General features: G+C 65.6%; 8 protein-coding genes. 3 read left to right on the forward strand and 5 right to left on the reverse strand.

Features of this window, described 5'->3' with window-relative positions; all coding sequences use genetic code 11:
* Positions 1-331: 331 nt before the first annotated feature.
* From ABD002_RS00840 to ABD002_RS00850, 3 genes are read left to right on the forward strand one after another with little or no spacing between them, the layout of a single operon-like run.
* Positions 332-1,474, forward strand: coding sequence for an efflux RND transporter periplasmic adaptor subunit (locus ABD002_RS00840; RefSeq protein WP_343786162.1), 1,143 nt, complete (start codon positions 332-334; stop codon positions 1,472-1,474).
* The gene (locus tag ABD002_RS00845; protein WP_343786164.1) at positions 1,467-4,598 is read left to right on the forward strand and encodes an efflux RND transporter permease subunit; all 3,132 of its coding nucleotides are present in this window, start codon (positions 1,467-1,469) and stop codon (positions 4,596-4,598) included. The genes ABD002_RS00840 and ABD002_RS00845 overlap by 8 nt, the downstream gene beginning before the upstream one ends.
* Complete coding sequence (locus tag ABD002_RS00850; protein WP_343786166.1) at positions 4,595-6,028, forward strand: TolC family protein; 1,434 nt, start codon at positions 4,595-4,597, stop codon at positions 6,026-6,028. The genes ABD002_RS00845 and ABD002_RS00850 overlap by 4 nt, the downstream gene beginning before the upstream one ends.
* Positions 6,029-6,431: 403 nt before the next feature.
* On the opposite strand, the gene mgtA is transcribed toward ABD002_RS00850, so the two are convergent.
* The 5 genes from mgtA to ABD002_RS00875 all read right to left on the reverse strand — a co-directional run bounded on the left by mgtA (position 6,432) and on the right by ABD002_RS00875 (position 13,348).
* Entirely contained in the window at positions 6,432-9,125 is a 2,694-nt protein-coding gene (gene mgtA / locus ABD002_RS00855) for a magnesium-translocating P-type ATPase (RefSeq protein ID WP_343786168.1), read from the reverse strand.
* Positions 9,126-9,453: 328 nt separating this feature from the next.
* Positions 9,454-10,461 carry a tetraacyldisaccharide 4'-kinase gene (gene lpxK / locus ABD002_RS00860; protein WP_343786170.1) on the reverse strand — a complete coding sequence of 336 codons (1,008 nt, stop codon included), beginning with the start codon at positions 10,459-10,461 and terminating at the stop codon, positions 9,454-9,456.
* Position 10,462: 1 nt separating this feature from the next.
* A complete protein-coding gene (gene msbA, locus ABD002_RS00865; protein ID WP_343786172.1) occupies positions 10,463-12,244 on the reverse strand; it encodes a lipid A export permease/ATP-binding protein MsbA in 1,782 nt (593 codons plus the stop codon).
* Positions 12,241-12,672 carry an ExbD/TolR family protein gene (locus ABD002_RS00870; RefSeq protein ID WP_343786174.1) on the reverse strand — a complete coding sequence of 144 codons (432 nt, stop codon included), beginning with the start codon at positions 12,670-12,672 and terminating at the stop codon, positions 12,241-12,243. The genes msbA and ABD002_RS00870 overlap by 4 nt, the downstream gene beginning before the upstream one ends.
* Before the next feature lie 4 nt (positions 12,673-12,676).
* Positions 12,677-13,348, reverse strand: a complete 672-nt coding sequence (locus ABD002_RS00875; protein WP_343786176.1) for a MotA/TolQ/ExbB proton channel family protein — start codon at positions 13,346-13,348, stop codon at positions 12,677-12,679.
* Positions 13,349-13,404 lie beyond the last annotated feature (56 nt).

Genomic DNA, 13,404 nt, shown 5'->3' on the forward strand with positions numbered 1-13,404 from the left:
AAAGCCGGGATCCAGCGTTTCTGCACTTCGATGAAGAAACTGGATTCCGGCTTTCGCCGGAATGACGAGCACGAGGAGTTCAGATGCTCCTTGGGGATGCCTACGGAAGCGGGCCGCCTCGAATAGAGACGGCCTCGCCCGAACATCCGAATCCTGTGCCTGGCCAACCGCCGCAGCGAAACGCCGCGACGGACTATCGGCGCACGCGTCGACATCGCGCACGGTCGTCATCTGACCGCGGCACGATCCGGACCTTCGAAGCGACCCACCCACGTTGCCGCGCATTGCGCGGCGCGTCCATGCCATCAGCAGCCAGCGATCGGAGTCCATCATGCGCACAAGTCCGCGTTTCATCGTGTACGGCGCCATCGGCATCGCAGTGCTCGCGATCGCCGTGCTCGCCCTGCGTCCGCAGGCGCGGACGAATGTCGCCGCGGCCGCCAGCGATTCGCCTGCATTCGTGCACAAGGGCAGCGCGCTGTTCGTGCCGCAGGACTCGGCGCTGCGCCAGTCGCTCGACATCGGCAGCGTCGCCGAACAATCATTGCAGGCGCCGATGTCGGCGCCCGCGGTCATCGAGGCCGATCCGGCGCGTCTCGCCAGGATCCTGCCGCCGCTGTCGGGCCGGATCGTTGCGCTGCAGGTACGCCTCGGCGACGCGATCCAGGTCGGGCAGCCGTTGTTCACGATCGACTCCGCCGATCTCGCCCAGGCGCGTTCGGACCTGCAGCACGCCGAAGCGCAGCTGCGCCTGACCCAGCACGCACTCGACCGCGCGAACGACCTGCGTGCGCACGAGATCGCCGCGACCAAGGAGGTCGAGCAGGCCGAGGCCGACCACGCAAGCGCGGCAAGCGACCTGGAGCGCGCGAAGGCACGCCTCGCCCAACTGGGCATCGCGCCGAACGCGAAGGAATCGCCACGCGTGCTCACCGTCAAATCGCCGATCGCGGGGCGCGTCGTCGATCTCGCCGCGACGCCGGGCACGTACGCGAACGACAACACCGCGGCGCTGATGACGATCGCCGACCTGTCGACGGTATGGTTCACCGCGAGCGTGCAGGAAAAGGACCTGTCCGCGATCAAGGTCGGCGAGGCGATCGCCGCAACCTTGTCGGCCTACCCCGGCGAGACGTTCAAGGGCACGGTCAAGTTCATCGGCGACATGCTCGACAGCGATACGCGCACGGTGAAGGTGCGCATCGCGTTCGACAATCCGGAGCGGCGCCTGAAGCCCGGCATGTTCGCCAACGTGCAGTTCGTAGGCGAAACGCATACGGCACTGACCCTGCCGACCACCGCCCTCGTGCAGAACGAGGAGAAGACCCTGGTCTACGTCGAGACCTCGCCATGGACGTTCGAGCCGCGCGAGATCCTCGCCGGCCCGCACATCGGCGGTCTCACCGAGGTTCGCCAGGGTGTCAAGTCCGGCGAGCGCATCGTGACCCGCAACGGAGTGCTGTTCCATGATTGAGCGCCTGGTTGCCCTGTGCCTCAGGCAGCGCATCGTCGTCTGGATGGTGTTCGTGTTCGTCGCGCTGTACGGCGCCGTCTCGTTCCTCCAATTGCCGATCGAAGCCTATCCCGACATCGCCGACACCACCTCGCAGGTGGTGACCCAGGTGCCCGGCCTCGCCGCCGAGGAAGTGGAACGGCAGATCACGATTCCGCTCGAACGCGGGCTGATCAACACGCCCGGCATCGAGGTGCTGCGTTCGAAGAGCACGTTCGCGCTGTCGCTGATCACGGTCGTGTTCAAGGACGGCGTCGAGGACTACTGGTCGCGCCAGCGCCTGCAGGAACGCCTGCAGAACATCACGCTGCCCTACGGCGCGCAGCCCGGCCTCGACGCATTGACCTCGCCGATCGGCGAGATCTACCGCTACACGCTCGAATCGAAGACGCACTCGCTGCGTGAACTGTCCGAACTGCAGCTCTGGACCGTGATCCCGCGGCTGAAAGCGGTACCCGGCGTCGTCGACGTCGCGAATTTCGGCGGCCTCACCACGACCTACCAGCTCACCCTCGATCCGCAGCGCCTGGTCAAGTACAACCTGTCGCTGGCCCAGGTCGAAGCCGCGGTCAAGGCGAACAACAGCAACGCCGGCGGCAGCGTGATCACGCGCGGCGAGCAGGGCTTCGTTGTGCGCGGCATCGGCCTAATCGGCGGCCTGGACGACCTAGGCAACGTCGTCGTGCTGACCACCAAGGACGGCACGCCAGTGCGCATCCGCGACCTCGGCGCGGTCACGCTCGGCAATGTCGAACGTCACGGCATCCTCGGCTACGACCATCAGTCCGACCATATCGAAGGCATCACGCTGCTGCTCAAGAACGAGCCGGCGGCCGAGGTGATCCCGCGCGTGCACCAGGCCGTCGAGGAACTGAATTCCAAACTGCTGCCGCCGGACGTAAAGGTGGTGCCGTACATCGACCGCAGCATGCTGATCGGCGCGACCGTGCATACGGTGTCGCACACGCTGACCGAGGGGCTGGTACTGGTCACGCTGATCCTGCTGCTGTTCCTCGGCAGCCCGCGCGCCGCGATCATCGTCGCGTTGACGGTTCCGCTGTCGCTGCTGATCGCGTTCGTGTTCATGCATCACGCGCATATCCCCGCGAACCTGTTGTCGCTGGGCGCGATCGACTTCGGCATCCTCGTCGACGGCGCGATCGTCGTGTTGGAGAACGTGCTGCGCCAACGCGAAGCGAACGAAGGCCGGCCGCTCACCTTGCGGGATGTCTACATGGCGTCCATCCAGGTCGGCAGGCCGGTGTTCTTCGCGACCCTGATCATCATCACCGCGTACATCCCGCTGTTCTCGTTCCAGCGTGTCGAATACAAGCTGTTCTCGCCGATGGCCTGGGCGGTCGGCTTCTCGCTAGTCGGTGCGCTGATGGTTGCGCTGACCCTGATTCCCGGTCTCGCCTACGTCGCGTACCGCAAGCCACGCGCGGTGTTCCACAATCGCGTCATCGAGCTGGCGAACACACGCTACCAAGCCCTGCTGGGAAAATTTGCTTCGCGCTCGCGGCTCGCGCTCGGCATTTGCGCCGCTTCGCTGGTCGTGGTCCTAGGCCTGCTCCTGACCATCGGCCGCGATTTCCTGCCCTATCTCGATGAAGGCTCGCTGTGGCTGCAGGTGACGCTGCCGCAGGGCATTTCGCTGAACAAGGCCAGCGAGTACGCAACGGATCTGCGCAATGCGACGCTCGAATTCCCCGAAGTCGAACATATCGTCACCCAGCTCGGCCGCAACGACGACGGTACTGATCCGTTCACGCCCTCGCACATCGAATGCGCGGTGACCCTGCACCCGTACGACACCTGGAAGTCGGGAATGACCAAGCAGGAGCTGATCGAGAAACTCGCGGCGCGCTACAAACGCCTGCCCGGCGTCGACGTGCAGTTCAACCAGCCGATGATCGACGGCGTCTACGACAAGCTCGCCGGCGCGCACAGCGAACTGGTGATCAAGGTCCATGGTGAGGATTTCGCGGAACTGCGCCGCATCGCGGTCGGCATCATGCAGACGCTGGCGACCGTGAGCGGCGCGGTCGACGTCGCAATGGATCAGGAGCCGCCGCTGCCGCAGGTGCGCATCACGCTGGACCGCGAGGCGGCAGCGCGTTACGGGCTCAACGCCGACGATGTCTCCGACCTGATCAGCAGCGGCATCAGCGGCGGCGCGCAGAGCCAGCTCTATGTCGGCGAACGCGTGTATCCGATCACAGTCAAGCTGGCCGGCTTCACGCGCGACGACCCCGACAAGCTCGGAGACCTTCTGCTGACCACGCCCAGCGGAGCACACGTGCCGCTGGCGCAGGTCGCGAAGATCGAGATCAGGTCCGGCGAAAGCACGATCACGCGCGAGATGGGGCATCGCCACGTCACCGTGAAGCTCAACCTGCGCGGCCGCGATCTCGGCTCGTTCCTGGCCGAGGCACAGCCGAAGATCGACGCCGCGGTCAAGTACGACCACGTCAAGTACCAGGTCAGCTGGGGCGGCCAGTTCGAGAACCAGCAGCGCGCACAGCAGCGCCTGATGCTGATCGTGCCGATCGTCGTCGCGCTGATGTTCGTGCTTTTGTACGCGGCATTCCGCACCGCGCGCCACGCGATCCTGATCCTGCTGACGCTGCCGCTCGCCACGCTCGGCGGCCTGCTCGCGCTGCACCTGCGCGGCATGACCCTCAACGTGTCCAGCGCGGTCGGCTTCATCGCACTGTCCGGCGTCGCGGTGCAGAACGGCATCATCATGGTGTCCAACCTCAATCGCTGGCGCGACAGCGGATCCGATCTGCTGGATGCGGTTATCCACGGCGCCGCCGAACGCTTCCGGCCGGTGCTGATGACCGCATCCGTCGCGATGCTCGGCCTGTTGCCGGCCGCGCTGGCGCACGGCCTGGGCAGCGATGTGCAGCGGCCGCTCGCGACCGTCGTCGTCGGCGGTTTGATCACCGCAACCGTGCTGACCCTGCTCGTACTGCCCACCCTGTACTACCTGATCGAAACGCGTGTCGCCGAGCGCATACGGACATCCACGCGCCAGCTGGACCAGACGCTCGACACCGACTTGTCCGGAGATGCGACATGAGAAAGACCCATCTGGCCGCCCTGGCCGTGCTGTGGCTCTGCGGCGCACACGCGACGGACGTGGTCACGGGCACGAACATCCGGAACGCGCTTGCGGCCCCACCATCGACGACGGCCAATCCGTATGCGGGTTTCGGCGCACCGCTCGACAGCTGGAAGGTCGACGCATCGGAGCCGGCCGAGCAGTCGCTGAGCTGGCCAACGTTCATCCACGAAGTGCTCGAGGCCAATCTCGACTACGCGGCGGCGCGCTACAACGTCGACATGGCGGCTGCCGACGCGGCCGCAGCGCGATTGCTGCCGAATCCGACCCTGTCGTTGAACGGCAACCGCGATCTGACCTTCCACGACAAGATCGGCATCGGCAACGATGGGCGCCCCGCCCGGCTACGCCAGGTCGAAAGCAAGACCTATGGACTCGATGAAGTCATCGAGACGGGCGGCAAGCGCAAGTGGCGCACCAAGGTCGCCGACCAGACCTTGCGCGCCGCCGCCGCAACGCTGGACGACTTCCTGCGCAACCTCAAGCTCGATGCGGCGTCGGCCTACGCCGATACGCTCGCCGCGCAGGACAATGTCGACCGGCTGCGCATCGCCGCGGGATTTCTCGCCGATCTCAGCCGCGCGCAGGAGCATCGCTATTCGGCCGGCGACATCGGCAAGCCCGACCTCACCCAGACCCGGCTCGAGGAACTCCAGTTCAGCAATGATCTGCGCAAGGCCGAGGCGGATGCGGAACAGGCGCGGTTCGCCTTGTCGACATTTCTCGGCCGCAATCGCGGACGAACGAAATTCAACGTCGTCGGAACGCTCAAGCTGAAACCGCACTCCTATGACGTCGACGCCACGATCAGCGAGATGCTCAAACAACGTCCGGATCTGGTCGCGCTGCGACACGCACGCGACGCTGCCACCAGCGGCGTGCAACTGGCCAAGGCGGCTCGCATTCCCAACGTCGATCTCGGCCTTTCGTACACCCACAACGGAGCGGTCGCGATCAATCATCCGATCAATCCGACACCAGCGTTCAATGCGCTCACGCTCAATGTATCGGTGCCGATCCCATTGTTCGACCAGGGCCAGTATGGCGTGCGCAAGGCCTTTGCGGCTTCGGACCAGGCCGAAACGCAACTGGCGTCCGCCGAGCTCAAGGCTGAAGTCGGACTGCGCACGGCGGATGCGCAATACCGTGCCGCCCTGGAGCGCGTAGTGAAATTCCAGGAAAACGTGCTGAAGTCTGCCGACGAGCTGCTCGCTGCCAAGCGCTACAGCTACCAGCGTGGCGCCAGCACGCTGCTCGAATTGCTCGATGCGCAACGCTCGGCCAACGAAACGCGCCAGGCATACGAGAGCGCGCTGGCGGACGCGGCGCAGGCATTGATCGAGCTGGAACGCGCCAGCGGCATCGATCAGCGCATCGATTTCCAGTAGCGCCAGCCGACCGCGGCCGGATGGGTTCGCTCCCATCCGGCGCCAGATTCCGGTACACGCGCGGATCTGGCGGGCTATCGGGAAAGGACTAACCGCTCGATCGGGCCCCGGCGCGCCAGGAGCGTAAGTATCCCCCGCAAAGCCGGGGGCCTTAGTAGCGGAGCCGCTCAAAGCGGCCGAGAAGAGCAGCAGCCGGACGGTCCGAAGCGCTTCGCAGGGTTGCTCTGCTCACGTTCGTTACGCCTCTCATCCGTTCGTGCTGAGGTATCGAAGCATGAACGGCGCGACACCGCGTGGGTTCGCCCTTTGATACCTCAGGGCGAACGGCTCCGTCGGGACACCGCAGCAACTGTCAAACTTCTGCTGCCTCCCCGGCAGAGCCGGGGGGACTCCCTCTGTTCGTCTAGAGCATCCCGAAGCGCCGGATCAGCCGCACCTTCACGAACTGCGTCAGCAGCATGTAGGCGCCAAGGATGGCCGCCAGGTACAACCAATAGAGGCCTGGCAGCGGCTGGAAGCCGAACTTCGCGGCCAGCGGCGAGTACGGCAGCAGTGCGCCGGCCGCGCAGATCACGATGCCGGTCAGGGTCAACGGCAGGCTTGCGCGACTCTCGAAGAACGGCAGCTTGCCGGTGCGGATCACGTGCACGATCAAGGTCTGCGAGAGCAGCGATTCGACGAACCAGCCGGTCTGGAACAGCGTCGCGTGCTCGGGCGCGTTCGCCTTGAACACGAACCACATGATCGCAAACGTCGCGTAGTCGAAGATCGAGCTGATCGGGCCGATGAACAGCACGAAGCGCGTGATCGCCGGCATGTCCCACTGGCGCGGCTTGGCAAGGTATTCCTTGTCGACCTCGTCGGTCGCGACCGAGGTCTGCGAAAAATCGTAGAGCAGGTTGTTGAGCAGGATCTGCACTGCGGCCATCGGCAGGAACGGCAGGAACGCGCTGGCGCCGAGCACGCTGAACATGTTGCCGAAGTTCGAGCTGGCGGTCATCTTGATGTACTTGAGGATGTTGCCGAACACCTTGCGGCCTTCGAGCACCCCCTCCTCGAGCACCATCAGGCTCTTCTCGAGCAGGATGATGTCGGCGGCTTCCTTGGCGATGTCGACCGCGGTATCGACCGAGATACCGACGTCGGCCGCGCGCAGCGCGGGACCGTCGTTGATGCCGTCGCCCATGAAACCGACCACGTGGCCATCGCGGTGCAATGCTTCGATCACGCGTACTTTCTGCTGCGGGTTCAGACGTGCGAATACCTGAGTGTCACGCGTCGCGACGCTGAGTTCCTCGTCGCTCATGGCTTCGACCTGCGGGCCGACCAGGTATTTGTCGACCTGGAATCCGACCTGGCGGCAGACGTTGCGCGTGACGATGTCGTTGTCACCGGTGAGAATCTTCACCGCCACGCCGTTCTCGTTGAGCGCCTTGATCGCATCGGCCGCGCTGTCCTTGGGCGGATCGAGGAACGCGATGAAGCCCATCAGCGTGAGGCCGGTCTCGTCGGCCAGCGAGTAAGCCGCCTTCGCCTCGATCTCGCGCATGCCCAGCGCGATCACGCGGAAGCCATCATCGTTCATGTCGCGCGCAACGCCGCGCACCTCGGCGAGCATGCCCTCCGACATGGCTTCGTCGCCATCGGGGGTACGCGACGCAGCGCAGATGCCGACCATTTCGGCGACCGCGCCCTTGGCGATCAGGAAATGGCGTCCGGCGCTGTTCTTGACGATCACCGACATGCGCCGGCGCGTGAAGTCGAACGGCACTTCGTCCACCAGCGTGTATTCGCTGTGCAGATGAGCACGCAGCTTGTCGTCGACGCGCTCAAGCACGGCGAGGTCGAGCAGGTTCTTGAGACCGGTCTGGTAGTGGCTGTTGAGGTAGGCGAATTCGAGCACGTGCTCATCTTCGTCGCCCCGGATGTCCACGTGGCGTTCCAGGATCACCTTGTCCTGGGTCAGCGTGCCGGTCTTGTCGGTGCACAGCACATCGATCGCGCCGAAGTTCTGGATCGCGTTGAGGCGCTTCACGATCACGTCCTTCTTCGCCATCGCCATCGCGCCCTTGGCGAGATTGATGGTGACGATCATCGGCAGCATTTCCGGGGTCAGGCCGACCGCGACCGCGACCGCGAACATGAACGCATCGAACCAGGCGCCCTTGATGATGCCGTTGAGCAGGAACACCACCGGCACCATGACCGCCATGAAGCGGATCATCAGCCAGGCGAAGCGCTGGACGCCCCTGTCGAAGCTGGTCTGCACGCGCTGGCCGACCAGCGATCCGGCGAGTGCGCCGAAATAGGTCCTGCCGCCGGTCGCCGCGATCACGCCGGTCGCGCTGCCGCTGATCACATTGCTGCCCATGAAGCAGAGGTTGCGCGCCTCCAGCGGCGCCTTCGCATCGGCATCGACGCCGGCGAACTTCTCGACCGGCATCGATTCGCCGGTCAGCGCGGACTGGTTGATGAACAGGTCCTTCGCGCTGAGCAGGCGCAGGTCGGCCGGGATCATGTCGCCGGCCGACAGGTGCACGACATCACCTGGCACGAGGTGGTCGATCGGCACCTCGGTCTTCTGCGCGACCGGCGCGACCGGTTCGGCGTCCTCGTCGCCACTGTCCGGCGGTTCCGGCAGGCGCCGCGCGGTCGCGGTATTGCTGACCATGCTGCGCAGCTGCTCGACCGCGCGCCCGGTCCGCGCTTCCTGGAAATACGACAGGAACACGGCCATGAACACCATCGCGAGCATGATCGAGGCCCCGACCGCGTCGTCGCCGAGCCACGAAACGACCGCAAGAACCGTCAGCAAGATATTGATCGGATTGGTTAAAAACCGGTGCCCGATCTCGAGCAGGAACGGCCGCTTCTTCTCCTGTGCAACGACGTTCGGGCCGTATTCCTCGAGTCGCGACTCGACTTCGGCCGCGGACAGCCCATCGCCGCTGACGCCGAGGCGCGCCAGTGTCTCGGCGCCATCCACGTGTACGAACTCGAGCAACGGGTGATTGGCCTGGCCATTGCGGCGAGCGTCGTTGCCGCCGATACGCAGCGCGGCCGGCACCGTGGCGGCGAAGAGGGTGAACTTGAACATGGCGACTCCGGAATCGGGACGGGCAGATCGATCACGCTGCCGCCGCGGGAATCGCCGGAATCGCTGTCAGTGCGTCGTCTCGCCGACGCAGGCAGGGTTCAGCCGGCCATTCGCTCCGTGGTGGCAGCGCTGCTTCGTCTGGGGCTACTGCAGCATTCCACGGAGGGAACCTCGCTGGACAGGAAAACGCGCCGGGAACGGCGCGCGGGCATCATAGTGACGCAGGGTTGTTTCGGCAATCTTTCAGATCGGACCGGATTGGCCGGAAATGCTTCATTTTTGAAACGCGCACAAGCATTCGAATCGGTCCGCGGGAAACCAAACCGACTCACGGGATTTCAATCGGCGCGCAGCTCGTCGACCGCAATCGCCCGGCCACTGCATCGAAGAACGTATCCGCCAGCTCGGCGCGCACCGGTATGCACCAGGCGTTCGCACCCGCGAAACGGGTGCACTTGATCGCGTCCTTCTCGGTCATCAGCACCGGCAGGTCATCGCCAAATGCAAGGTCCGACGGCAGGAATGCGTGGTGATCCGCAAACGCGTGCGGCACGACGTCGATGCCGTGTGCACGCAGGCTGACGAAGAAACGCTCAGGATTGCCGATCGCGGCGACCGCGTGCACACGCTGCCCGGCGAACGATTCCAGCGGCCGGGTGCCGCTGCCGCCGGCTACCGCGACAGCCATCTCGCCGACCAGACGCATGGCCGTCTCACCGGGTTGTGCCACACCGCCGTTGCATAGGCGAAAAGCAACGTCGGCAAGCCGCGCAACCGGTTCGCGCAACGGGCCTGCCGGCAGCAGCCGACCGTTGCCGAACCGGCGCTGGCCATCGATCACGCAGATCTCGATATCACGGGCCAGCCGAGGATTCTGCAGACCGTCATCGGCGATCACCACATCGACGCCGCGCCCGAGCAGCAGCGTCGCCGCGTGCGCGCGATCGCGCCCGACCGCGACCGCCGCACCGGTACGCCGGCGAATCAGGCAAGGCTCGTCGCCGACTCTTGCCGGTTCCGGCATGTCATCGAGCAGCAGCGGATCACGCTGCGTTCCGCCGTAGCCACGGCTGACCACGCCGGGCCGGAAACCGCGCGTTCGCAAGGCATCGACCAGCGCGATCACCAGCGGCGTCTTGCCGCTGCCGCCTGCGGTCAGGTTGCCGACCACGATCACCGGCACCGGTAGGCGTGCCGGCTTGCGCCAGCCCAGACGGTACGGTGCCTGATGCAATGCGCGCAGCGCCTTGTAGACCGGTACCAGCGCGCTCAGCCAGACCGGCACCGCTGTGCCGGCGTACCAGATGCGCTCGATCCGCGCGGCGAGACCACCCATCTCAATTCTCGACGGCAAACGTGGGCGCTGCAGAGTCATCCTTGAATTGCATGCGGTGCAGCATCGCGTAGTCGCCGCCGCGCGCGAGCAACGCCGCGTGCGTGCCCTGCTCGACGATCAGGCCGCGGTCGAGCACGACGATCTGGTCGGCATGCTCGATGGTCGACAGGCGATGCGCGATCACGATCACGGTGCGGTCGCGGATCAGCCGGTTCAGTGCGTCCTGGATCAGGCGCTCGGATTCGCTGTCGAGCGCGCTGGTCGCCTCGTCGAGGATCAGGATCGGCGCGTTCTTGAGCAGCGCGCGTGCGATCGCGATGCGCTGACGCTGGCCGCCCGAAAGCAGTGCGCCGCCCTCGCCGACCCGACTGTGGATGCCATCCGGCAACTGGCGGATGAACTCCATCGCGTTGGCGGCTTCGGCGGCAGCGACGATATCGGCTTCGCTGGCATCGGCGAGCGCGCCGTAGGCGATGTTGCGCGCGATGCTGTCGTCGAACAGGGTCACGGTCTGGCCGACCCAGGCGATCTGCCGGCGCAGGCTCTCCAGCGTGTAGTCGCCGAGCGCATGGCCATCGATCCGCACGCTGCCGGCGGTCGGTTCGTAGAAGCGCGGGATCAGGCTGGCCAAGGTTGATTTGCCGCTGCCGGAGCGGCCGACCAGCGCGGTCACGCTGCCGCGTACGCACGCGAGGCTCACCCCGCGCAGCGCCGGCTTCGCGTCCTCCGAATAGCGCATGTGCACGTCGCGGAACTCGAGCTCGCGTGCGAACGTCGCGAGTTCGGTGCGTCCGTCATCGCGTTCGCCGGGCAGGTCGATCAAGGTGAAGATCTCGTCCGCCGCGGCGAGGCCGCGCTGCAGGTTCGCCTGCACCGTGGTCAGGCGTTTCAGCGACGGCAGGATGCCGCCCATCGCGAGGATCAACGAGGTGAACGCGCCCGGCGACAGTTGAGTCAGCATGGGATGCCGCGTCGCGAAGTAGATGATGATCGCCAACGTGATCGCGGCGATCAGCTGCACGAACGAACTCGCCATGCCGTTCGTGGCGGCGATCTTGAGCGCGAGTTTGCGGGTCTGGTCGGACACCTTGTTGAAGCGGTTCGATTCGTAGCGCTGGCCTCCGAACACCTTGACCTCGCGGTTCGCGCCGACCGCTTCCTCGACGACGCCGGTCACCGTGCCCATCGAGCCCTGGATGCGATGGCTGATGCGCCGGTAGCGGCGACCGACGTAGGCGACCAGCGCGCCGACCAGGGGCACCATGACCAGCAGCACCAGGGTCAGCCGCACGCTGGCGAGCAGCATCACGATGACGTAGAACACCACGGTGAGGCCGTCCACGACCGCGATCTTGACCGCATCGGTCGAGGCCTGCGCGACCTGCTCCGAGCTGTAGGTGATGCGCGCGATCTGATGCCCCGAGGATTCGCGGTCGAAGAACGCGGACGGCAAGTGCAGGTAGTGGTCGAACACCTGCTGGCGCAACTGCTGCACGACGCCGCGACCGATGTACGCCGTGCCGTAGTCGGTCACGTACATCGCGATGCTGCGCACGAAGAAGATCGCGACGATGATGATCGGCATCCAGAAGATCCAGACCTTGTCGTGCGAGATGAACAGGTTGTCGAGCATCGGCTTGATCGCGCGCGCGAACACGCCCATGCACGCCGCGTCGATGACCATCCCCACCACGGCGATGATCGCGACCGGCCAGTATCGCCGCGTGTAGCCGAGCAGCCTGAGATAGATGGCCAGCCCTGAACGAGCGGGCGCGGCACTCATTTCTTGCCTGCCGCCTGCGCCTGCGTCGTCGCGATCGACAGGCGCGTGAAGCCGAGCGCGCCGAGCGCATCCATCGCGGTCACCACGGCCTGGTGCGGCGTCAGCGCATCGGCTCGTAGCATCACCGGACGGGTATGGTCTTCGCCGCCGACCCGTTCGATCGCTTCCTTCAGGGAGTCGAGGCCGGGATTCAGCACTTCGTTGTTGTCGATGAAATAGTGGCCGTCGCGGTCGATCATCACGGTCAGCGCCTCGCGCTGCTCACTCTGCTCGGCCGACTCGGCCTGCGGCAGCGTGACCTGCATGCGCGAGTGCTGCACGAACGTCGTGGTCAGCACGAAGAACATCAGCAGGGTCAGCAGCACGTCGATCAGCGAGATCACGTTGATCTCGAAATCGTCCTCGCGGCGGGCGGAAGCGATGCGCATGCGATCAGGTCGCTGTGCGCGCCACACGCACCGCCGCGGGCGCGGCGGTGGGAGTCGCTGCGGCGACGGTTTCGCCGGTCGCGGTCAATTCGTCGGTGAGCAGGAACACCTGCCGCTCCATCTCGACGACGAGATCGGAAACCCGGCCGCGAAAATAACGATGGAAAGCATAGGCCGGAATCGCGACACACAGGCCCGCGGCCGTGCAGACCAGCGCCTCGCCGATACCGCCAGCCATTTTCAGCGGATCGCCGACGCCGCTGACCATCACCGCGAAGAACATGCGGATCAGGCCGAACACGGTGCCGAGCAGGCCGAGCAAGGGAGAAATCAGCGCGATCGTGCCGAGCGTGTTCAGGAAACGTTCGAGCCGGTGCACGACATGGCGGCCGGTGTCCTCGACGCGCTCCTTGATGACCTCGCGCGGCCGGTGGCGCACGGTCAGCGCTGCTGCGAGCAGCTCGCCGAGCGGCGAGTTGGTGCGCAGCGCGTTCAGGTGCTCGGGGTCGAGCTTGCGCGTGCGCGCCCATTCGCGCACCTCGTTGCCGAGACCGGCCGGTACGACCGCCTTGCGGCGCAGGCTCCAGAAGCGTTCGAGGATGATCGCGAGCGTGACCGCGGAACAGATCAGGATTGGCAGCATCGCCCAGCTGCCGGCCATCAGGATTTCCAGCACAAGCCCACCTTCTACTTGCGGTTGCGACGAGCGCGCATCATAGCAGCGCGACCCGC

Origin of the sequence: Dokdonella soli (genome assembly GCF_039523175.1) — a bacterium.
GTDB lineage: Bacteria > Pseudomonadota > Gammaproteobacteria > Xanthomonadales > Rhodanobacteraceae > Dokdonella_A > Dokdonella_A soli.